The sequence below is a fragment of the Novosphingobium pentaromativorans US6-1 genome, from assembly GCF_000767465.1.
Lineage (GTDB): Bacteria > Pseudomonadota > Alphaproteobacteria > Sphingomonadales > Sphingomonadaceae > Novosphingobium > Novosphingobium pentaromativorans.
Map to the genome: position 1 here is coordinate 2,319,411 of NZ_CP009291.1, position 21,075 is coordinate 2,340,485.

The window sequence follows — 21,075 nt, forward strand, 5'->3', positions numbered from 1 at the left end:
CATAGAGAGCCGCGCGTGCTCATTCTGAGCCTGTCGAAGGAATCCGCAAACCGCCACTCAGGCCGAGCGGAGGGCAGCCTGGAATGGAATTGGGCGCGGTGCTCCTGCCCCCCCTACCAGTCGATCGTCCCGCGCCCGTTCTCGGCAAGGAAGGCATTGGCGCGGCTGAAGTGGCGGCAGCCGAAGAACCCGGAATGCGCCGACAGCGGGCTGGGATGCGGCGCCGTCAGCACGAGATGGTGGCTCGAAGCCAGTCCCGGGACCCGCGACGCCTTCTTCTGCGCGTGGTTGCCCCAAAGGAGGAACACGCATGGCTCGCTCTTGGCGGCAACGGCTGCCACGGCAGCATCGGTGATCGCTTCCCAGCCCTTTTTCTGGTGCGAGCCGGCCTGCCCTTCCTCCACGGTCAGCGCATTGTTGAGCAGCAGCACGCCCTGGCGCGCCCAATGCTCCAGGTTGCCGTGACCCGGCGCGGTGACGCCGCAGTCGCTCGCCAGCTCCTTGTAGATATTCGCCAGCGATGGCGGCACGCGCACCCCTTCGGGCACCGAGAAAGCCAGGCCGTGCGCCTGGCCCGCGCCGTGATAGGGGTCCTGACCGAGAATCACGACCCGCACCGCGTCCAGCGGCGTCAGTTCGAGCGCACGCAGGCGATGGCCGTGCGGTGGATAGATTCGCTTGCCGGCTTCTTCCTGAGCCTGCAGCCAGCCGATCAACTGTCTGGATTCGCGCGATTCGAGCACCTCGCCCAGCACCGGCTGCCATGCCGGGGGCACTGACTGCGCGCTTGCTGTTGCATTCATGCCCGTTCGTCCTCCGAAAGCGCCAGGGAGCCGCCCTTCGCGAACAGCGCCCATTGCGAAACACCGGCCCAGTCCCTAAGCATTTTCGGATCATGGCTGTCTATCTCCACGAAGAAGATCTCCCCGAAGGCGTCCTCGCCCCGGGCCCCGTCGCCGTCGATACCGAGACGATGGGCCTCATAACCCCGCGCGACCGCCTCTGCGTGGTCCAGATTTCCGATGGCAAGGGCGACGAGCATCTCGTCCGCTTCGGCCCCGGAAGCACATTCGATGCGCCTAATCTCAAGGCTGTCCTTGCCGATCCGGCACGCCTCAAACTTTACCATTTCGCGCGCTTCGACCTGGCCGCGATCGAACATTACCTGGGCGTGATGGCTGCGCCGGTGTTCTGCACCAAGATCGCCAGCAAGCTGGTGCGCACTTACACAGATCGCCACGGCCTGAAGGACCTCGTGCGCGAGCTTCTCGGCAAGGAAGTATCCAAGCAGCAGCAGTCGAGCGACTGGGGCGCACCCGAGCTGAGCGACGCGCAGAAGGACTATGCGGCATCGGACGTGCGCTATCTGCACGCCATGCACGAAATTCTCGTCGAGCGCCTCGCTCGCGAGAAGCGGACCGAGATCGCGCAGGCCTGTTTCGATTTCCTGCCGGCACGCGCCCGGCTCGACTTGGCCGGCTGGCCGGATCACGACATCTTCAGCCACCAGGCCGCCTGATCGACCATGTCGGTCGAGGCCACCCAGATCCGCAACCGACGCCGGCACTTCGCTGCGCCGGGCGGTTCGCATGACCGGCTTGTCGCCTTCCTCGCCAAGGCCCTGCCGGCAGGGATAGGCGTGGTTGCCGCCATCATGATTCTCATGCCCCTGTCGCCGCGCGGCGAGATCAGCTTCCTGCTTGACCGCAACAAGGTGGCCGTGACGAAGGAACGCATCCGCGTGGCCGATGCGGCCTATCGCGGCCTCGACGATCGCGGCCGGGCCTTCGTCGTCACGGCCGGAAGCGCGGTGCAGAAGTCCGCGAGCTTGCCGGTGGTGCAGATGCTGGACCTGGTGGCGCAGCTCAATCTCAACGACGGCCCCGCCAAGATCGACGCGCCACGCGGTGCGTACAATTACGATACCGAAACGATCAAGGTTGACGGGCCGGTGAATTTCGCGGCTGCGGACGGCTATCGCATGGTGACGAACAACGTCGCCATCGACGTCAAGGACCGCAAGGCCGTCGGCACGGGCGGCGTCGAAGGCAAAGTGCCCACCGGCACTTTCGCGGCGCAGACCATGAAGGCCGATTTCAACGAACGAACAGTCACGCTTGAAGGCAATGCCCGGCTGCGCATGACGCCCGGCAAGCTTAGGATACCGCAATGACCCGTCGCAGCCCGCGCCCTTTCACCTCCCGTGCCGCAATGCGCGTCGCCGTCGCCCTGCCGCTGCTGGCCGGCGCCAGCCTGATCGCGACGCAGCAGCTTGGCGCGCAAGTCTTCCCCGGCCATGACACCGATGCGCCGGTCGACTATGCCGCCGACCGCATCGAGCTGCAGGACAAGCAGAACCGCGTCGTGTTGACCGGCAATGTCGATATCAAGCAGACCGACCTGCGCCTGCGCGCCGCGCGCACCGTCGTCAATTTCACCAATGCCGATGAGCTCAAGCTCCAGCGGATCACGGCCAGCGGCGGGGTGACCGTTACCCGCGGCAACGAAGTGGCAACCGGCGATACCGCGATCTACGACTTCAACAAGCGCATCATCACGATGATCGGCAATGCCTCGCTCAAGCGCGATTCCGACACCCTGCGCGGCGGGCGTTTCGTCATCGACCTGAAGAGCGGGGTATCCTCGGCTTCGGGTGGCCGGGTCTCGGGCACTTTCAGCGTTCCCAAGCAGAACTGACGGATGCGGGGCCACAATGGCCCCCGACGCCAGCGTTCAGCGCAACTGACGCCAGGGCAACGATCGATGTAGGTCGAGGCTTCGTCCTTCGCGCTCAGAACGCGCGGTCGTGGACCAGAACGCGCAAGGTCAGGAACAGAATCTTGATGTCGCGGCCGATGGTCCAGCCCTCGAGATACTCAAGATCGGACTGAAGGCGCTTCACGAGGTCGCCCTCGTGATCGGTGGCACCGCGAAAGCCGCGCACCTGTGCCAGGCCGCTGAGGCCCGGCTTCAGGCTGTGCCGCTGCCAGTAACGGCGGTCCACTTCCCAGAAGAGCTTCTGCCCCGCCAGCGAGCCGGTGGCGTGCGGGCGGGGTCCGACTAGGCTCATGTCGCCGAGCAGGACGTTGAAGAGCTGCGGCAGCTCGTCGAGGCTGGTCGAGCGGATGAACCTGCCGACCGGAGTGATCCGCTTGTCGTCCTTCGAGGCCGAGACATTTCCGTCGCTATCGCACAGCGCCGTCGTCATGCTGCGGAACTTGTACATGTTGAAGAAGCAGTTGCCCCGTCCCATGCGCTTCTGGATGAACAGGACCGGGCCACCGTCCTGCAGCTTGATCGCCAATGCGACAACGATCAGCAATGGCGAAAGCACGAGGATCGCCGAGCCGGCGAAGGCCATGTCGAAGATGCGCTTGATCGCGCGCTGGCGCAGGCCGAGCGGCCCCGCGGAAACCATCAGCAGACCGTGATTGCCGATCGTGCGGGCGCCCTGCGCGCCCAGCCTGGCAACCTGATCGTCCAGTACTTCGCCTTCGACGTTGGCGCCCTTGAGGATCATCGCCCAATCGAGGCGACGATCCGACGGACAGCTGACGACAACCCGATCGATGTTGCGCAGGACCAGACCGACACGATCGAGATCGTCCGGGTCGTTGAGATTGGGGCGCAGGCCCATGGCCGCTGCGGAAATGCGGATGGCATTGCGGATATGCACCTGCGGTCCGCCATCATCGATGATCAGCTCGTTGATCACGCTGCGCCCGCAGCGCCACGTCACGAAGCTGCGCATCTGCAGGCGCAGCCAGGCGATCAGGGCCATGGCCAGAACGGCACCGCCACTGAAGGTCACGCGCGAAAAGTCCGCCGACGAACTGGTCAGGAACTGGACGAAGACAACGACCGCAATGGCAATCACGAATGCCAGTTCCGCTCGCATGATCCCGGACCAGCCCGATCTGAGCGCATCGATGGAATATGCCCCGTTGTAGAAGGCGATGGTCAGAAAGATCGGGAAGATCAAAGACCCGTAAAGAACGGAATCGTAGAAACCTTCCCTGGCCATATACAACTGGCCCGCAATGGCAAAACCCAGGAAAACCCCGACCACGTCACTGAGGAGTAGAGCCAGATAGCATTGCAGCTTGCGACGAACGAGCGAAGGGGCAACGAGCAGCTCGTCGAATTCCTGGCCGTTAATGAACTCGCCCTTCGTCAGCGGCGCATTCATCAGTCTCGCACTCCTCGAATCCAACTGCACAATGCCTGCTTTCTTCACAGATAGCTGGCATCGATTACACTCGATGCGATGCTGCACTGCAAAAGATACTGAAGCTTAAAAACGTGGCATGCAATTGGAAAAGCGGATTAAGTCCAACCGTTCCCTATGTCCGCTGCTTCACCGTCAAACAGGCGATTCTGGCTATTTCGAGCAGTCCTTCAGCCAAAAGGAGTTCCGCGTCCTGGCTATTCGCCAGCAACGACTGGTGCATTGCAACAAGTTTCGCGGTGAGGCGTTCGATTCGCGGACCACGCCAGATGCGCAATTGTTCGTTGAGCGCGGGCTGATCCTTCCAGAAGATACGACGCGCGCCCGCTTCGGCCTTGAGGAGCCCGGCAACGTCGCCGCCGCGGCCCAGCTTCGCGTTCAGCGCGGCCAGCTGCGCCGTCCGACGCTCGAAGGCAAGCAGCAGGCCGACCGGATTCATCCCAAGTTCGCGCATCCGCTTCAGTTCGCTCGCAACCGCATTGCGGCGCCCACCGAGCACGGTATCGACCAGGGGCGAGAAATCGTCGTCTTCCGTCTGCGCGCCCACGGAGTCGAGATCGGCCGCGGAAACCGGTCGCGGCGTCTCCGGCGAAGCATCGAGATAGAGCGCCAGCTTCTCCACTTCGGAGCGGGCGATCCGGCTGTCGAGGCCAGCGCCGCGGGCGATGCGCTCGGCCAGCTCACCGCCCATCTTGAGGCCGGCGCCATTGGCCATCGTGCGCACAGCGCCGGTCACGGCGCCGAGATCGGGCGGATAGAACATCGCCACGAGGGCATCGTCGCGGTTGATCAGCAGCTTCGCGGTGCGCGACTTGTCGGTCGCCCCGGTGGCGACAATCACGACCGGGCAGGACTCGACATCGTCCTCGATCAGGTTGCGCACCGCGTCATGGGCCTCGTCGCCCTGGGCTCGCACCCAGATGTGGCGGGTTCCACCGAACAGCGAATTGGAGCGGGCCTCGTCACCCAGGCGCACCGGGTCCCTGCGCAGTTCCGCGCCGGGCAACTCGATCCGCTCGCCCGGATCCGCCAGCAAAGAGACCAGCTTGTGCGCAGCATCGAGCGCGCCGGATTCGTCCGGGCCGCAGAAAAAGGCAACGCGCACATCGCGAGCTGCGCGTGAAGCGATCCCGGCGAAGTCTTTCTGCGTCGCCTTCACTGGCTCGTATCGCCGCGCAGACGCAGCGCGACATTGGTGACGATCCGGCTGGCGACGTCCTTGGCGAGGTTCTCCAGCGCCGCCTGTTCGGCTGCGATCGTCGCATAGTCCGAGGAGACCACGTCGATGCCCGCGTCCGAACCGGCGGAGGCGTCGAGGACGATCTCGTCGCTGTTCAGGTCGACGAGCTGGTAGCGGGCCCGCAGCGTGCGCCGTTCACGGCCGACGGTGTCGTCGGACAAGAGCGCGAAGCCCTCCAGCTTGTCATCGAGCCGGACATCGAGGCGATAGCGCGGCGTCGAGCCAGCCTGTCCCTTGCCCAGCTGGTCGACCAGAGCATTGCGCACGAGCCAGCCCGCGCGCCCTTCTATCGCGGCCACCTGGATGTCGGACAGGCCGCGCGCCACGGCGCCGCTGCCGCCACCGGCATACATCGGCTGCAACCCGCAACCGGCGAGCATCAGTGCTCCGAACAGGGCCAGGGCGCGTTTCACGCGACGAGGTTCACCAGTCGGTCGGGCACGACGATCACTTTCCTCACCTCGGCACCATCGAGCGCACGCTGCACTTTCTCGCTGGCGAGAGCAAGCGCCTCGAGTTCTTCCTTCGCCGTGCCCTTGGCCACGGTGATGGTGTCGCGCAGCTTGCCCTTCACCTGGATCGCGACGGTCACTTCGTCCTCGACCAGCAGCGCCGGATCGACTTCGGGCCAGGCGGCCTCGGCCACAAGGCCCTGACCGAAGGTGGCAAAAGCCTCTTCGGCGAGGTGCGGCATCATCGGCGCCACGAGCAGCAGGACCTTGCGGATCGCTTCCGAACGGCTGGCCGATGGCTTTGCCTTCTCGATCACGCCGGTCAGTTCGTAGATGCGCGCGACGGCCTTGTTGAAGCCGAGCGATTCGATGTCCTGGGCTACGGCGGCGACGGTCTGGTGCGCCTTGCGGTCGACCGCCTTGTCCTCGCCCTCGGCCGAGGCGTCGTACTGGCCGAACAGACGCCACAGGCGCTGCACGAAGCGCGCGCAGCCCTCGATACCCGCTTCCGACCAGGGCAGGTCGCGCTCGGGCGGGCTGTCGGACAGCATGAACCAGCGGATCGCGTCGGCGCCGTAAGTCGCGACGATCTCGTCGGGATCGACGACGTTCTTCTTGGACTTCGACATCTTGATGACGCGGCCGATCTCGACCGGCGCGCCATCGGCCTTGAGCGTTGCCCCCTCGGCCGTGCGTTCGACATCGCCCGGAGCAAAATAGACCGGCTGGCCGTTCTCGGGATTCCTGCGCTCGTAGGTCTCGTGCGTGACCATGCCCTGCGTGAACAGGCTGGCGAAGGGCTCCTTCACCTCGACCTTGCCGATGCGGGCAAGTGCGCGGGTCCAGAAACGAGCATAGAGCAAGTGCAGGATCGCGTGCTCGATGCCGCCGATGTACTGCTCGACCGGCAGCCACTGCGCAATCTTCGCCGGATCGAACGGCCTGTCGCCGGGCTGGCTGGCGAAGCGCAGGAAGTACCACGAGCTGTCGACGAAAGTGTCGAGGGTATCGGTCTCGCGCCGGGCAGGCTTGCCGCACTGCGGACAATCCACATGCTTCCAGGTCGGATGGCGGACCAGCGGATTGCCCGGGGTCGAGAAGTCGACGTCCTCGGGCAAGGTCACCGGCAGGTGCTTCTTGGGCACCGGCACGACGCCGCAGACTTCGCAGTGGATGAACGGGATCGGCGTGCCCCAGTAGCGCTGGCGCGAAACGCCCCAGTCGCGCAGGCGCCAGACCGTCTTGCCTTCGCCCCAGCCGCCGCTTTCGGCACGGGAGATAACGTCCGCCTTCGCCTCGGCAACGCTCATGCCGTCGAGGAAGTCGGAATTGACGATGACGCCGTCACCGCTCTCGGCCTCGCCGTCGAAGGGCGTGTCGGCCTCTTCCAGGCTTGCCGCGACGACGCGCGGGATCGGCAGTGCGTACTTGGTCGCGAACTCGAAGTCGCGCTGGTCGTGTCCCGGCACGGCCATGACCGCGCCGGTGCCGTAGTCCATCAGCACGAAGTTGGCGATGAAGACCGGAAGCGCGGCGCCGGTGAACGGGTGCCTTGCCGTGATGCCGGTATCGAAGCCCAGCTTCTCGGCGGTTTCCAGCTCGGCCGCGGTCGTCCCGCCCTGCTTGCACAGCGCGATGAAGTCCTGAACTTCCTGATTCCCCGCAGCCACGCCCTGCGCGATCGGGTGATCGGCGGCGACGGCTACGAAACTGGCACCGAAGATCGTATCGGGGCGGGTCGAGTAAACTTCGACCGTGCCGCCGTCAGAGAGGTCGAAGCGGAACTGCAGGCCCTGGCTCTTGCCGATCCAGTTTTCCTGCATCGTGCGGACTTTTTCCGGCCACTTGTCGAGGCCGGAGAGGCCTTCGAGCAATTCGTCGGCAAAGTCGGTGATCTTGAGGAACCACTGGTTGAGCTTGCGCTTCTCGACCAGTGCACCCGAACGCCAGCCGCGCCCGTCGATGACCTGCTCGTTGGCCAGCACCGTCTGGTCGACCGGGTCCCAGTTCACCGCCGATTCCTTGCGGTAGACGAGGCCGTGTTCGTACAGGTCGAGGAACAGCGCCTGCTCGTGGCCGTAGTATTCCGGCTCGCAGGTGGCGATCTCGCGGCTCCAGTCGAGCGCGAAGCCCAGCCGCTTGAGCTGCGCCTTCATGTTCGCGATGTTCTCGCGCGTCCAGCCGCCCGGATGCACGCCCTTTTCCATGGCCGCGTTCTCGGCCGGCATGCCGAAGGCGTCCCAGCCCATCGGGTGGAGCACTTCATGCCCGGTCATGCGCTTGTAGCGCGCCAGCACGTCGCCCATCGTGTAGTTGCGCACGTGGCCGATGTGGATGCGCCCCGAGGGATAGGGGAACATCTCAAGGACGTAGCTGCGGGGCTTGGACGAAGTGTCGTCCGCCTTGAAACACTGGGCTTCGTCCCACGCCGCCTGCCAGCGGGTATCCGCCTGAGCCGGATCGAACCGCTCACTCATGTCAGTCTAGTCTCCTGCGGGTCAGCCGACCCGCGAACCTGTGGTGGGCCGGCTGGCCCGCCAATCCATGGGTATCAGCCGCCCACCGAGTTGCGACGCAGGTCGCGGGCACGGGTGAGGATGATGTCTTCGAGCTTCTGCACGGTCGCAGCCTCGACCGGCGCGGCGGCCCAGCCGCCATTGGCCGCGACTTCGCGGGCGGCGGTGACGCGCAGCGCGTCGGCGCGCAGGTCCTGGTCGAGGATCATCACCGTGACCTTCATCCGCTCGCCGGGATTCTTGGGGTTGGTGTACCAGTCGGTGACGATGACGCCGCCCGCGCTGTCCGACTGGAGCAGCGGCATGAACGAGAGCGTATCGAGGCTGGCGCGCCAGAGGTAGCTGTTCACGCCGATGGTGGTCACCTGCGAGGGCGCCATCACCGCGGCGGTCTGCTTCTTGCCGCCACAGCCCGTCAGAGCGAGTGCCGCCGCGGCGCAGAGGCCGACGCGGACCATGTTGCGAGCAGTGAAGAGGCCGGTATCGGTGCTGCCTGTCATTGTCGTTCCCAATTCCTGAATCCTGGTGGCGAAAAGCGCTGTCACGAAACCCGCCGTCAACGCCTCTATAGCTGCCAACACACTTGCGGCAAGAGCGCCGGCGTTGACGGACCGGCCTAAGCGGGGACAGCCTAAACGCGACCTGAACGCCCGGCACGCCGACAGGCCGCATGGAACGCTTCTGTCTCCCCCCGCCGATCAGACTGTGTTAAGCTCTCTTTCGGCAAGGACAGGGAAAATGTGCGAAGCGATTCCGGCGGCTGCCAAGCCGGCCATCGCAGGGCGCGGCAACGGGACCGATTGGGGTCAGACAGGTATCTGGCGTGAGTTTGTGATGAGTTCGGGGAGCAATCTGGCCGCGAGAGGCGGCATCAAGACCGGCATATTGCTTGCATGCTGCGTCAGTGTGCTCGCCCTGCCCAGCGCCGTGCTGGCTTTCACCGCTACGATCCGGGCCGCAAACTTCAGCGCGCCGGCCCTCGAATCGCTCGATCCCGAATCCTCGGAAGAAAACCTGTCGCGGGCCGTTGCCATGCGCTCGCTGGCGAAAGGCCAGCAGTTCCCCTTTACTCCGGCCGGCACGCCCAATCGTCCCGACCGGGCCGTGACCGTTGCAGTTCGCGTCGATCCCGAAGCGGCCAAGGCCATCATCGTGCGCCACCACACGCCGGTCGCCAAGGCCGACCAAGAGCCCGGCAACCTGCGCATGGCGCCGACCGGCTTCAATCTGGGCGTGGCGCGCGGCTACCAGAATTTCGCCCAGAATCTCGTCCAGCCCCCGGCCAGCCGGAACCCTGCGGAAATTCCCGATCTCCAGAAGTTCAGCCTGTCGCCCGGGGCGTCCGCAACCGATACCGATTCGCGCTTCAGCCCGCGCATCTCGATCGATGAGAAGCGCGCGGCGGGGCGTGCTCCGCGAACCTTTGCGGGCGATGCCGGCGAAGTCGATCTGGGGGGAGCCTATCGCGTGACCGACAACCTCAACGTCACGGCCGGCGTGCGCTATTCGCAGGACCGCGAGCGCCTCCTGCCGCTGACCGACGGCAAACAGGACAGCCAGGCCGTGTACGTCGGAACCCAGTTCAGATTCTGACGACAACCTGACGCTTCAAAGTAATATTACAGTCCTATTAAGGCGATGGAAGAAAATTCATCGACCGATGACTACGCGCCCTTGCTCTGCCCCCACGCATTTCCTAGCAAAGACGAGGTGGAGCCAAACTCATGCGAAAGGCACTCTATGGCACGCGTTGCAATTGTTACTGGCGGGACTCGGGGTATCGGAGAGGCAATTTCACTCGCATTGAAGGATCGTGGGCATAACGTCGTTGCGAATTACGCAGGCAATGACGAAAAGGCGATGGCTTTCACGGAACGGACTGGTATTCCAGCCTATAAATGGGACGTGGGCGACCATGAGGCCTGCCTCGACGGCTGCGCAAGAGTGGCCGAGGAAGTCGGCCCGGTCGACATTGTCATCAACAATGCCGGCATTACCCGCGACGGCGTGCTCCACAAGATGAGCTTCGAAGACTGGAACGAGGTGATGCGAATCAACCTCGGCGGTTGCTTCAATATGGCCAAGGCCACCTTCCCCGGAATGCGGGACCGCGGTTGGGGCCGTATCGTCAACATCGGCTCGATCAACGGCCAGGCCGGGCAGTACGGCCAGGTCAACTACGCCGCCGCCAAGTCGGGTATCCACGGATTCACCAAGGCGCTGGCGCAGGAAGGCGCCAAGTACGGCGTGACCGTCAACGCCATCGCGCCCGGCTACATCGACACCGACATGGTTGCGGCCGTGCCGCCGCCGGTGCTGGAAAAGATCGTCGCCAAGATCCCGGTCGGCCGCCTCGGCCACGCTTACGAGATCGCCCGCGGCTGCGCGTTCCTCTGCTCGGAGAACGCCACTTTCGTCACCGGCTCGACGCTGAGCATCAACGGCGGCCAGCACATGTACTGAACCCGGCGTATGGAGCGATCGGGCCACCGCTCGTTCGCTCCATACGGATGCCCGGTTCCGGCGGCCGTTTGACCGACACGCACGCGCCGCCGCCGCGCCGTGCCGGGAAATTGCTCCCTCGGCACGATAAGCAGCAAGGTCGCGCAATGCCCTCCCCCTATCATCCGCCCGTCAAGCGATCGGTCGAAATCGCCGGGCACAAGACCTCGATCAGCCTGGAACCTGTGTTCTGGGACCTGCTCAAGGACAGGGCCGCGGCGGAAAAGATCCCCGTCAACGCCCTCATCGCGCGGATCGATGCAGAGCGTCTCGAAGCCGACACCCCGCCAGGACTTGCCAGCGCAGTCCGCGTGTGGCTGGCACTGGCCTACCGGCAGCCGATGTAGAAAGGGCCGGACGTGAGGCCTTGCCCGGATCCCGTCGCCCGATAAGTCGCGCTCTTCCCGGCGATCAGTCGAATTGCCCCACGGGCATCTCAACGGGTGTGCGGTCAGCCAGTTGCTGGCTCACCGCCTGAGGGTTTGCTTCATACTTGCGCCAGTGCACCGCCCGCTCGGCATCGACCGAAGGGCGGCGTCCACGCGAGCGCGAAAACAGCCCCTTGATGCTCTTGACGATCCCCATACTTTCAACCTCATCGAGATGAATCACCATCCGCGTTAACCTTAACACGAATTTGGCGCCTCTATATCAAAAGACATATGCCTCATCCGAAAAAGAAGCTAACCAAATCCTGCTTCGAAGCGCGGAAATCCCGGCTTTCCGCAGCAAGTGCACTGATCCACACCCGACATCTGCGGCGAACGCCTTGATCTTAAAGCGTTAATCCTTGGATCGCTTTTGCGCCCGGCGAACCGCACACCGCGAACCGGAAAGAGCACTGCGGCGCCACGATCTTAACCAAAAGGGGCGGTCACCACCCGGCGCCGCCCCTTTCGAGTCTCCCGAATGCTATCGGGACAAATTGCTCCACGTGGAACTTCAGTAGGTTGCCGGCGGATCGCTGGCCGGGAAGCTCTCGTCGCTCGCCTCGTCCACCTTGTTCCATGTCGACGGACGATTCTTCATCGCACTTGGCCCTGCTTCGCGAACTTGCGAGAAATTCTCGTCGCCACCAGCGTAGGCCGTCTCTTCCTTCTCGCGTGTCGCATATTTGTAGAGCGCGTAACCGGCCGCGCCGGCTGCAGCCATCTTGATCAGGCCCATTGTTCAACTCCTCTCGTCTATACGAGGAAGTAATGCATGGGGACTGCCGGTGGTTGCCGCCTGCGGCTCAGTCGCCGCCGACCCGTTCGACCTGAGCGCCGACCAGAGCGAGCTTTTCCTCGAGCCGCTCGTACCCGCGATCGAGGTGATAGAGGCGGTGCACCTGGGTCTCGCCCTCGGCAGCCAGGCCGGCAATGACGAGGCTCATCGAAGCGCGCAAGTCGGTTGCCATGACTTCCGCCCCGGTCAGCCTAGGAACACCGTGGACGATGGCCGTGCGGCCCGAAGTCTCGATATGCGCGCTCATGCGGTTGAGTTCGGGAACGTGCATGTAGCGGTTCTCGAAGATGGTCTCGTTCAGAACGCTGGTACCCTCGGCCCGGCACAGCAGCGCCATGAGCTGGGCCTGCATGTCGGTGGCGAAGCCGGGATAGGGCGCAGTGGACAGGTTGACCGGGCGCAGCTTTCCGTCGGACGCAACATGGATGCCGCCCGCGCGCGGCTCGACGGAAACGCCGGCATCGCGCAGCGCTTGCACGGTCGCTTCCATGTCCTCGATCCGCGCGCCCTTGAGCATGACCTCGCCCCCGGTGATCGCCGCGGCGCAGGCATAGGAGCCGGCCTCGATGCGATCGGGCATGACCATGTAAGTGGCACCGTGCAGGCGCGGCACGCCATGAATGGTGAGGTCGGACGTGCCGATACCCTCGATCTGCGCGCCCATCGCCACGAGCAGGTTGCACAAGTCGACGATTTCCGGCTCGCGCGCGGCATTGTGCAGCGTCGACTTGCCGTTCGCCAGCACTGCCGCCATCAGCGCGTTCTCCGTGGCGCCGACCGAAACGACCGGGAAGGAATAGCGGCCGCCGGGCAGGCCGCCATCGGGCGCGATCGCCTTCACGTAGCCCGCGGCCAGTTCGATCTGCGCGCCGAAAGCCTCCAGCGCCTTGAGGTGCAGATCGATCGGGCGATTGCCGATGGCGCAGCCGCCCGGCAGCGAGACGGTGGCTTCGCCCATGCGCGCCAGCATCGGGCCGAGGACGAGAATCGACGCGCGCATCTTGCGCACGAGGTCATAGGGGGCGACCGAGCTGGTGATGCGCGTCGCCTGCAGGGTCATGACGCGGCCGAAGTCTTCCGGGCGCGATCCGGCGATCATCGTCGAGACGCCGAACTGGTTCATGAGGTGCTGGAAACCGTCGATATCCGCCAGACGCGGCAGATTGCGCAGGGTCAGGGGTTCGTCGGTCAGCAGCGCGCAAGGCAGCAGCGTAAGCGCGGCGTTCTTTGCACCAGATACGGGAATCGTTCCGGAAAGGCGCTTTCCGCCTTCAATGATGATCTTGTCCATTTAGTGCCATTTAGTGGAATTCGTCAGGGCGGCAAGCATCGCACGCAACCTTCCGGTCGCCGAAGAATTAGGCTTACTCATGTTGCACTGCCGCATCCAAGGCGCTTTAATCGGCCTGCAACAAAACGAGGCGAAGACTTAGTCCATGTCAGACAACAATTTCCGCAAGCCCGTCCGCAAGGCCGTCTTTCCTGTTGCCGGTCTGGGCACGCGCTTCCTGCCCGCCACCAAGGCGATCCCCAAGGAACTGCTTCCGGTGGTCGATCGCCCGCTGATCCAGTACGCCGTGGATGAGGCGCGCGAGGCGGGGATCGAGGAGTTCGTCTTCGTCACAGGTCGCGGCAAGACCGCGATCGTGGAGCATTTCGATACCGCCTACGAACTGGAAGCGACGATGAATTCGCGCGGAAAGTCGCTCGATCCGCTGGATCCGACGCGCATCCAGCCGGGTAATCTGGTCACCGTGCGCCAGCAGGTGCCGATGGGACTGGGCCACGCGATCTGGTGCGCGCGCGCCGTCGTCGGCGACGAGCCCTTCGCGATCTTCCTTCCCGACGAGCTGATGTACGGCTCACCCGGCTGCATGGCGCAGATGGTCGAGGCCTACAACACGGTCGGCGGCAACCTCGTCTCGGTGATCGAAGTCCCGCATGAGGAAGTCTCGAGCTACGGCGTCATCGCGCCGGGCGAAAGCAAGGGCAACCTTACCGAAGTGAAGGGCCTCGTGGAGAAGCCCAGGGCAGAAGACGCCCCTTCGAACAAGATCGTCTCGGGCCGCTACATCCTCCAGCCCGAGATCATGGGCCTGCTCGCCAACCAGGGCAAAGGTGCAGGCGGCGAAATCCAGCTGACCGATTCGATGGCCAAGCTGATCGGCGCACAGCCCTTCCATGCCGTGACTTTCGATGGCCGCCGCTTCGACTGCGGATCGAAGGTCGGCTTCGTCGAAGCGACCCTCGCCATCGCGCTCGACCGTGAGGACATGGGCGCCGAAGTGCGCTCGATGATGCAGGCCATGCTCGGCTGAGAGACAGGACGGGCGCGCTGCAGCTGCGGCGCGCCGCCTAGGCCGTCACGGCCTGAACCGCCTAGCAGATTTACTGGCGGACCGGATCGGCCAAACGCGCCATGATCGCCGCGACATAGGCCTGCGTCTCGCGAATGCGCGGGATGCCACCGGCCTGCTGCACGCGCATCGGCCCTGCATTGTAGGCCGCCAGCGCCTTCTCGATATCGCCGCCGAAAGCGTCCAGCTGCATGCGCAGGTATCGCGCGCCGCCTTCCAGATTCGCCATGGGATCGGCGGCATCGACCCCCATCTGCCGCGCGGTGCCGGGCATGAGCTGGGCGAGACCGCGCGCGCCGACGGGGGAAACCGCCTTTTCGTTCCAGCGGCTTTCCTGCCAGACCACGGCTTCGAGCAGGCTGGGGCTGATGTCATACTTCGCCGCCAGCTCGGCCACGCGTGTCCGCCAGCGCGAAGGCCCGGCGGCATCGAGGGCATGGGTGATCGACTGGGGCTCCAGCCCGGCGTCGAGATGCTCGGGAACCGCTAGTGCTTCGCCGGCCAGGGCCTCCTGCCCGGGAAGCTGGACCGGACCGCCTGCAATCCAGGTGAAGCCGCCCTCGCCCACTTGCAGGACATCGGCGCAGGCAACGCCCGGGATGGCCAGAATCGTGGCACCCAGGGCAGCAATGATCGCATTACGCATGTCCAAAGGTCACGATTCCCTCGCCAGTCCCGGCCCCATACCGCAATTGCCGCCCGAGCCTCAAGCGGATTGCACCATGGCGGCCGGGTGCGGCGAGCGCCCGGCTCGGGTCAGTCGAGGCCGAGCGCAGTGCGGATCGCGCGCCAGGAGAGCAGCTTGAAGTTCTGCGCATCGGGGGCGTTGTCCCCGTCCTGCGCAATGAACAGGCCTTCCGGGAACTGCGGACCGAAATCGCCGAGCACCACCTCGATCCCGTCGGTATCGCTGGTCCCGTCGATCGCCCCGCCATTGATGCGGAAGCGGCCTGCGAGCTTGCCCGAAGCCGGATCGAACACGGCATAGGCATTGTCGCCCTGGCTCGAAGCCACCAGCCAGCTGCTGCTGCCGCCCGGTTTCTGGGCAATGGCAAGTCCCTCGACATCGTCGACCAGCCCGTCTTCGGCCCCGACGCGCGCGAACGGCGCGGCTTTCAGTTCGCCCGTCAGAGGCACGCGCCAGATGCCGACGTCCTCTTCGGCGATGTAGAGCGTGTGTGTCGCATCGTCGACGACGCAGCCTTCCGACTGGCTGGCGAACTTCACCTGCCGCAGATAGTCCGGCACGATCCGGCCATCCTTTTCGTACAGGCCGCTTTCGGCGACGGTCCCATCCTTGAGCACGACATAGGCCCGCGCCAGCTCGTTCGGGCCGAGCGCACCGCCAAGGCAGAACCCGTAGGCCTCGGCCGGTGCATGACCGGCAGGCAGGAAGGTATCCGAACCGATTTCCGTCAACTTGCCCGTCGCACCATCGAGCCAGAACAGGGCAATGCGCGGCTGCGCCTTGTCGGTGCGGTCGCTGGCAGCCACGAGGATACGCGTGCCGCCATCGGCCATGCGCACCTCACGCAGGTCGACATTGTTGATCGCCCCGGCAGCAAGGAAATCGCGAACCTTGCCGTCAAGATCATAGACATAGAGACCGGCCTTCTTGTCGGTGCCGACGATCAGGCTCGCCGCGGGATCGGCCGCATTGCGCCAGATTGCCGGGTCGTCGGCGGCATCGGCATGGGCCGTACCCACCGGCAGGGTTTCGGCCTGGGCCGGAACGTCGATGGCAGGCAGGTAGGGCCGCGGCGCCTCGCCGGTTGTCGCGCAACCGGCGAGGAGGACGGCCGGGAGCATCACTCCCGACCCGGCCCCGAGGATGGTCCGCCAATCCATCAGAAGTTCATCCTTGCACCGAACTTGAAGGTCGGGCCGTACTTCTCGAACTGCAGCAGGCGCTGCGCACCGGCGAAGTTCTGGTAGGCGAAGTACTTCGCGTTGTTGATGTTGATGACGTCGAGCGTCAGGCGCAGGTTGTCGGTCACCTTGAGCTTGCCCGAGAAATCGAGCTGGAAGTGATTGTCGACGAACCTGTCTTGCGTCGCATCGTCACCCACTTCATCGAGGTACTTGTCACGATAGGTCCCGGCCAGACGCAGGTCCACCGGACCCTTCTCATAGCCAAGCACGACGTTGAAGGTGTTCTTCGAAGAGCTGGGCAGCGAGATCTTGCGACCGTCGGCCAAGGTGCCGTTGGCGTAAGTGTAGGTGTAGTTGAGCTGGGTCAGCAGGCCGTCGAAGGGCGCCGGCAGCATCGAATAGACCTGGCTGAAGCTCGCTTCGAAACCGACTATTTGAGCGCTGTCGCCGTTGATGGTGGTCTGGAACTGGTCGTAGAGCGTGCCGTTGTAGGTGAAGTCGTCGAAGGTCTGCTTGACAGCGTAGTTGCTGATATCCTTGTAGAAGCCTCCGAACGAGATCGCCCCGTTGCCCGAGAAGTAGTACTCGAACCCGACGTCGGCGTTCCACGCTTCGTAGGGCTTGAGATCGGGGTTGCCGAATTCAGCCTCGTTGTCCTCGTTCACCGTGTTGCGCGGCGCCATTGCCGAGAGCTTGGGACGCACGAGACTCTTGTAGCCTGCCGCGCGGAACACGAGGTCGTTCTGCGGAGCCCAGCGGACCGTCAGGCTCGGCAGCCAGTCGGTGTAACTGCGTTTGAACCGGACCGGATCGACGGCAACGGTATCCCCGTCATCCGTGACGATGTTGCCGTTGAGCACATTGCGGGTGTGCTCCATGCGCACGCCGCCGATGACGCGCAGGGCATCGCTGTCCCAACGGGCCAGGGCATAGCCGGCGGTGATGTCTTCCTTGACCGAATAGTCGTCCGTCGCCGAAGCGAGCGCGGTCTCGTAGTCGTCGATCTCGAAACCGTCGCGGTTGGCGAGCAGGAAGTCCTTGGGGCCGGTCTTGCTGGCGACGGGGCCAAGGCTGATCCCGTCGAGCCGGTAGGTCTGCTCGCCCAGCACGTCGGCAAGCGTGTAGTCGCCGTCGTAGTCACCGTAGTAGATCATGTCGAAGTTGTAGGACTTCTTACGCCAGCGTGCCTTCGCGCCCGCCTGGATCGTGAAGTCGCCGCTGTCGGTCGCGAAAGTCCGCGCCAGGTCGGCCTTCACCGCATATTCCCGGTCCTGGCTGTCCGAATTCGTGGTCAGCTCGGTGCGGTTGAACTTATAGAGCGTAGGATCGTTGACGAGGTCGGCCCCGCTGGCAATCGAATAGTGCGGAACCCGCGGATCGCTGTAATCCCAGTCGATCGCCACGCCATCGTCGTCGAAACGGGCGCGGAAGCGGGTCGGGTCGACGGAGAAGTCTTCCTTCTCGGTCGACTTGGCATAGCTGGCCGACCAGTTGAACTTCCAGGTCCCGGTATCGGTGTCGCTGCCGATCGCGACGGTGCGGATGCGCTGGCGCTCGAAGCGATCCTTGAGGTCGCGGCGCACTTCGATGCGATCGTCTGAATCGCGGAACGATGCACTGGCATCGTCGCCGGCAAAGGGCTCGGCGTCGAAGATGAAAGTCGTGCGGCGGCGATACTCGTGATCGTCGAACTGGCTCCAGTTGCCGCGCACATAGGCGGTCGTCGTGTCGGACACGCGCCAGTCGAAGTTGAGCGTCGCGTTGAGGCGCTTACGCGTGACGTCGTAGTCGCGGTATTCCAGTTCGGGCGAATAGGCGATGCCGCCGTCGGTAACGTCCCAGTTGTCCGATTCGACGTTATCCGTCTCGAACTTGCGCTCGTAGTAGCTCACGCCGCCCGAAACGCCGAAGTCGTCGCCGATGCGCGTCGAGAAGTCGAAACCGCCCTTGGGCGTGACCTCGCCCGAGTAGTCGTTGTAGCTGCCCTCGGCGCGGACCGCGTAGTAGTCCTTCTTGCGGTCGAAGGCGCTGGTGGTCTTGATCTCGATCGAGGCGCCGATGGTGTCGGCGTCCATGTCCGGTGTCAGCGACTTCTTCACTTCGATCGATTCGATCGTGTCAGAGGAAATGACGTCCAGCGCGACCTGACGGGTATCCGATTCCGGCGCAGGCACGCGCACGCCGTTGAGCGAGGTGGCGTTGAGTTCGGGATCGAGGCCGCGCACGGAAACGAAGCGGCCTTCGCCCTGGTCGTTGAGAATGTTCACGCCCGGCAGGCGGCGCAGCGATTCGGCGACGTTCTGGTCCGGGAACTGGCCGATGGCATCGCGCGTCAGCACCGATTCCACCCCGTCGGCGGCCTTCTGGCGCGAGAGCGAGCTGGACAGGTTGGCCGCCTGGCCGACGACGAGGATGTCGCCCCCGCCGATGCCGCGCAGGTCGAAATCGCCCGAAACGCTGCCCGTCTCCGGCACTTCGATCGTCCGCGATTCGATCTCGGCGCCGACATAGCGCGCTTCCAGCGTGTAGGTGCCCGCCGGAATGTCGGCGATGATGTAATTGCCGCTGCGGTCCGTCTCCACCGAACGGTCCAGTTCGACGATTCTGACCGAGGCCGACTGCAGAGCGCGCGTGCCGGTGGCGTCATAGACGTTACCGGAAATTTCGCCTGCATGGGCAATGGAGGCAAAAGAGGCCGAAGCAAGCAGCCCCGCAAGGAGGCGAGCAGTGGAGTTCATGGTGGAGAGTTCCCTGTGACTTTTCTGATGTCGCGGGGCGCCCACTAGGCACGAACGATGACACTGCCGTGCCAATCCGACGACAGTTTGATGACAATAGGTTGCAAAACAGCAACTTAGGTTAAAGCTCTGAACAGGGAAAAACGGCGCAAGTCCGCGCCTTCAGCACCGACAGCACTTACATTCGACATGGCGATGAAAGAATAATGGTGCTGCTGGGGAGGATTGAACTCCCGACCTCACCCTTACCAAGGGTGCGCTCTACCACTGAGCTACAGCAGCGCCTGCAACCGGCAAAGTCCGGCGCCGTCTCCCCGGCGATGCGGGGCAGGGGCGCGCTATTGTCTGCGTGCGGACCAATTGTCAAGCGTCGCTTGCGCTTTCCCGATCATGGATGCATTGCGCATGCCATGAACGACGATGTCCGCAAACCCCAGGCATCCCCCGCAGCCGCGCAGACTCGCGAGGAAAGGCTGGCTGCCAAGCTGCGCGAGAATCTGCGCCGCCGCAAGGCCCAGGCCCGGGCCCTGGGCGCCCCCGGCGATGCCGCGAGCGATGCGCAGCCCGATTGAGCCGCGCGCGAAAACGAATCGGGCAGGCTTTCCAAATCGCGCCCGGAAAGCTAGGGGCTGCGGCCTGAAAGTTCAGTCCGACCCTTTCGAAGGTACCGCCACGGCCAAGACGCCGCCAAATAAAGGATATCCGCCTTGCCTCGCCTGATCCTCGTTCGCCACGGCCAGAGCCAATGGAATCTCGAGAACCGTTTCACCGGCTGGTGGGACGTCGACCTCACCGAGAAAGGCGAAGCAGAGGCCCGAGCGGCCGGCGCGCTGCTGAAGGAAAAGGGCATCCTGCCGACCGTCGCGTTCACCTCGCTGCAGACCCGGGCGATCAAGACGCTGCACTTCGCGCTGGAGGCCGCGGGCATCCTGTGGATCCCGGAAACCAAGGACTGGCGCCTCAATGAGCGTCACTACGGCGGGCTCACCGGCCTCGACAAGGCCGAGACCGCGGCCAAGCACGGCGAGGACCAGGTGAAGATCTGGCGCCGCAGCTTCGATACGCCGCCGCCGGTCCTCGAACGCGGCAGCGAGTTCGACCTGTCCTCCGACCCGCGCTATGCCGGAATCGACGTGCCGCAGACCGAGAGCCTCAAGGACACCATCGCGCGCGTCCTGCCCTATTACCAGAGCTCGATCGTCCCCCACCTGCGGACGAGCTCGGATGCCACCGTGATCGTTTCGGCCCACGGCAATTCCCTGCGCGCGCTGGTGAAGCACCTCTCCAACATCTCGGACGAGGAAATCACCGGACTGGAAATCCCGACCGGCCAGCCGATCGTCTACGACCTCGACACCGACCTCAACGTGGTCGACCGTTACTACCTGTCGGAGCGTTGAGGTGAGCGAACAGCCGACTGTCGCGATCATCATGGGCAGCCAGTCCGACTGGCCGACCATGCAGCGCGCCGCCGCCATGCTCGACAAGCTGGGCGTGCCCTACGACGCGCGCATCGTTTCCGCGCACCGCACGCCCGATCGTCTCGTCGCCTTCGCCAAGAGCGCCGAGGACGAAGGCTTCAAGGTGATCATCGCCGGAGCGGGCGGCGCGGCGCACCTGCCGGGCATGGTCGCATCGATGACGCACCTGCCGGTGCTGGGCGTGCCGGTCCAGTCGAAAGCGCTTTCGGGGCAGGACAGCCTGCTCTCGATCGTACAGATGCCCGCCGGCATTCCTGTAGGCACACTGGCGATCGGCGAAGCGGGCGCGGCCAACGCCGGCCTCCTTGCTGCCTCGATCCTGTCCACCGGCGATGCCGAGCTGGCCGAACGCCTCAAGGCGTTCCGCGCCGAGCAAACCGAGAGCGTGGCCGAGCGCCCGTCCTGACCGGCAAGCGAAACGCATTCCTCCCAACCCAAGACCAAGAAAGCACAGTCCCGGGC

General features: G+C 64.5%; 22 protein-coding genes and 1 tRNA gene. 10 read left to right on the forward strand and 13 right to left on the reverse strand.

What is annotated here, in order from left to right:
* Positions 1 to 113: 113 nt before the first annotated feature.
* Entirely contained in the window at positions 114 to 803 is a 690-nt protein-coding gene (locus JI59_RS10750) for a uracil-DNA glycosylase (protein WP_038576020.1), read from the reverse strand.
* Between the two features lie 92 nt (positions 804 to 895).
* On the opposite strand from JI59_RS10750, the gene JI59_RS10755 reads away from it, so the two are divergent.
* The 3 genes from JI59_RS10755 to JI59_RS10765 are packed head-to-tail and all read left to right on the forward strand — an operon-like array spanning position 896 to position 2,697.
* Positions 896 to 1,519 (forward strand): ribonuclease D, encoded by a 624-nt coding sequence (locus tag JI59_RS10755; RefSeq protein WP_007012705.1) that lies wholly within the window; start codon positions 896 to 898, stop codon positions 1,517 to 1,519.
* 6 nt (positions 1,520 to 1,525) lie between these two features.
* Positions 1,526 to 2,173, forward strand: a complete 648-nt coding sequence (lptC, locus tag JI59_RS10760) for an LPS export ABC transporter periplasmic protein LptC (RefSeq protein WP_007012703.1) — start codon at positions 1,526 to 1,528, stop codon at positions 2,171 to 2,173.
* Positions 2,170 to 2,697, forward strand: coding sequence for an LptA/OstA family protein (locus tag JI59_RS10765; protein ID WP_174888123.1), 528 nt, complete (start codon positions 2,170 to 2,172; stop codon positions 2,695 to 2,697). The genes lptC and JI59_RS10765 overlap by 4 nt, the downstream gene beginning before the upstream one ends.
* A gap of 94 nt (positions 2,698 to 2,791) precedes the next feature.
* Here the strand turns inward: JI59_RS10765 and JI59_RS27650 are convergent, their stop codons facing one another.
* From JI59_RS27650 to JI59_RS10790, 5 genes are all read right to left on the reverse strand, one after another.
* A complete protein-coding gene (locus JI59_RS27650; protein ID WP_007012701.1) occupies positions 2,792 to 4,189 on the reverse strand; it encodes a sugar transferase in 1,398 nt (465 codons plus the stop codon).
* Between the two features lie 154 nt (positions 4,190 to 4,343).
* Positions 4,344 to 5,387: a DNA polymerase III subunit delta gene (gene holA, locus JI59_RS10775; protein WP_007012700.1), complete on the reverse strand. Its 1,044-nt coding sequence runs from the start codon at positions 5,385 to 5,387 to the stop codon at positions 4,344 to 4,346.
* Positions 5,384 to 5,881: an LPS assembly lipoprotein LptE gene (lptE, locus tag JI59_RS10780; RefSeq protein ID WP_007012699.1), complete on the reverse strand. Its 498-nt coding sequence runs from the start codon at positions 5,879 to 5,881 to the stop codon at positions 5,384 to 5,386. The genes holA and lptE overlap by 4 nt, the downstream gene beginning before the upstream one ends.
* Positions 5,878 to 8,397, reverse strand: coding sequence for a leucine--tRNA ligase (leuS, locus tag JI59_RS10785; RefSeq protein WP_007012698.1), 2,520 nt, complete (start codon positions 8,395 to 8,397; stop codon positions 5,878 to 5,880). The genes lptE and leuS overlap by 4 nt, the downstream gene beginning before the upstream one ends.
* 74 nt (positions 8,398 to 8,471) lie before the next feature.
* Positions 8,472 to 8,936, reverse strand: coding sequence for a DUF3576 domain-containing protein (locus JI59_RS10790; protein ID WP_038576023.1), 465 nt, complete (start codon positions 8,934 to 8,936; stop codon positions 8,472 to 8,474).
* 334 nt (positions 8,937 to 9,270) lie between these two features.
* Between JI59_RS10790 and JI59_RS10795 the strand changes: the two genes are divergently transcribed.
* From JI59_RS10795 to JI59_RS10805, 3 genes are all read left to right on the forward strand, one after another.
* Entirely contained in the window at positions 9,271 to 10,029 is a 759-nt protein-coding gene (locus tag JI59_RS10795) for a hypothetical protein (RefSeq protein ID WP_038577472.1), read from the forward strand.
* 147 nt (positions 10,030 to 10,176) lie between these two features.
* A complete protein-coding gene (phbB, locus tag JI59_RS10800) occupies positions 10,177 to 10,899 on the forward strand; it encodes an acetoacetyl-CoA reductase (protein ID WP_007012695.1) in 723 nt (240 codons plus the stop codon).
* 146 nt (positions 10,900 to 11,045) lie between these two features.
* The gene (locus tag JI59_RS10805) at positions 11,046 to 11,285 is read left to right on the forward strand and encodes a ribbon-helix-helix domain-containing protein (protein WP_007012694.1); all 240 of its coding nucleotides are present in this window, start codon (positions 11,046 to 11,048) and stop codon (positions 11,283 to 11,285) included.
* A 64-nt stretch (positions 11,286 to 11,349) separates the two neighbouring features.
* On the opposite strand, the gene JI59_RS10810 is transcribed toward JI59_RS10805, so the two are convergent.
* The 3 genes from JI59_RS10810 to murA all read right to left on the reverse strand — a co-directional run bounded on the left by JI59_RS10810 (position 11,350) and on the right by murA (position 13,456).
* Positions 11,350 to 11,553, reverse strand: coding sequence for a hypothetical protein (locus JI59_RS10810; protein ID WP_007012693.1), 204 nt, complete (start codon positions 11,551 to 11,553; stop codon positions 11,350 to 11,352).
* A gap of 327 nt (positions 11,554 to 11,880) precedes the next feature.
* Entirely contained in the window at positions 11,881 to 12,105 is a 225-nt protein-coding gene (locus JI59_RS10815; RefSeq protein ID WP_007012692.1) for a hypothetical protein, read from the reverse strand.
* A gap of 67 nt (positions 12,106 to 12,172) precedes the next feature.
* A complete protein-coding gene (gene murA, locus JI59_RS10820; RefSeq protein WP_007012691.1) occupies positions 12,173 to 13,456 on the reverse strand; it encodes a UDP-N-acetylglucosamine 1-carboxyvinyltransferase in 1,284 nt (427 codons plus the stop codon).
* Positions 13,457 to 13,601: 145 nt separating this feature from the next.
* On the opposite strand from murA, the gene JI59_RS10825 reads away from it, so the two are divergent.
* Positions 13,602 to 14,483, forward strand: a complete 882-nt coding sequence (locus tag JI59_RS10825) for a UTP--glucose-1-phosphate uridylyltransferase (RefSeq protein WP_007012689.1) — start codon at positions 13,602 to 13,604, stop codon at positions 14,481 to 14,483.
* Positions 14,484 to 14,553: 70 nt separating this feature from the next.
* Here JI59_RS10825 and JI59_RS10830 read toward each other — a convergent pair whose 3' ends face one another.
* The 4 genes from JI59_RS10830 to JI59_RS10845 all read right to left on the reverse strand — a co-directional run bounded on the left by JI59_RS10830 (position 14,554) and on the right by JI59_RS10845 (position 19,414).
* A complete protein-coding gene (locus JI59_RS10830) occupies positions 14,554 to 15,168 on the reverse strand; it encodes a lytic transglycosylase domain-containing protein (RefSeq protein WP_038576026.1) in 615 nt (204 codons plus the stop codon).
* Between the two features lie 110 nt (positions 15,169 to 15,278).
* Positions 15,279 to 16,370, reverse strand: a complete 1,092-nt coding sequence (locus JI59_RS10835) for a phytase (protein ID WP_238532502.1) — start codon at positions 16,368 to 16,370, stop codon at positions 15,279 to 15,281.
* Positions 16,370 to 19,132 (reverse strand): TonB-dependent receptor, encoded by a 2,763-nt coding sequence (locus tag JI59_RS10840; RefSeq protein WP_007012686.1) that lies wholly within the window; start codon positions 19,130 to 19,132, stop codon positions 16,370 to 16,372. Before JI59_RS10840 ends, JI59_RS10835 begins: the two co-directional genes overlap by 1 nt.
* Positions 19,133 to 19,339: 207 nt before the next feature.
* Positions 19,340 to 19,414 (reverse strand) — tRNA-Thr (locus JI59_RS10845).
* Between the two features lie 128 nt (positions 19,415 to 19,542).
* Between JI59_RS10845 and JI59_RS27380 the strand changes: the two genes are divergently transcribed.
* The 3 genes from JI59_RS27380 to purE all read left to right on the forward strand — a co-directional run bounded on the left by JI59_RS27380 (position 19,543) and on the right by purE (position 21,019).
* Positions 19,543 to 19,704 (forward strand): hypothetical protein, encoded by a 162-nt coding sequence (locus tag JI59_RS27380; protein ID WP_162829758.1) that lies wholly within the window; start codon positions 19,543 to 19,545, stop codon positions 19,702 to 19,704.
* A gap of 135 nt (positions 19,705 to 19,839) precedes the next feature.
* Complete coding sequence (gpmA, locus tag JI59_RS10855; protein WP_007012684.1) at positions 19,840 to 20,532, forward strand: 2,3-diphosphoglycerate-dependent phosphoglycerate mutase; 693 nt, start codon at positions 19,840 to 19,842, stop codon at positions 20,530 to 20,532.
* A 31-nt stretch (positions 20,533 to 20,563) separates the two neighbouring features.
* Positions 20,564 to 21,019, forward strand: coding sequence for a 5-(carboxyamino)imidazole ribonucleotide mutase (gene purE / locus JI59_RS10860; RefSeq protein ID WP_174888124.1), 456 nt, complete (start codon positions 20,564 to 20,566; stop codon positions 21,017 to 21,019).
* Positions 21,020 to 21,075 lie beyond the last annotated feature (56 nt).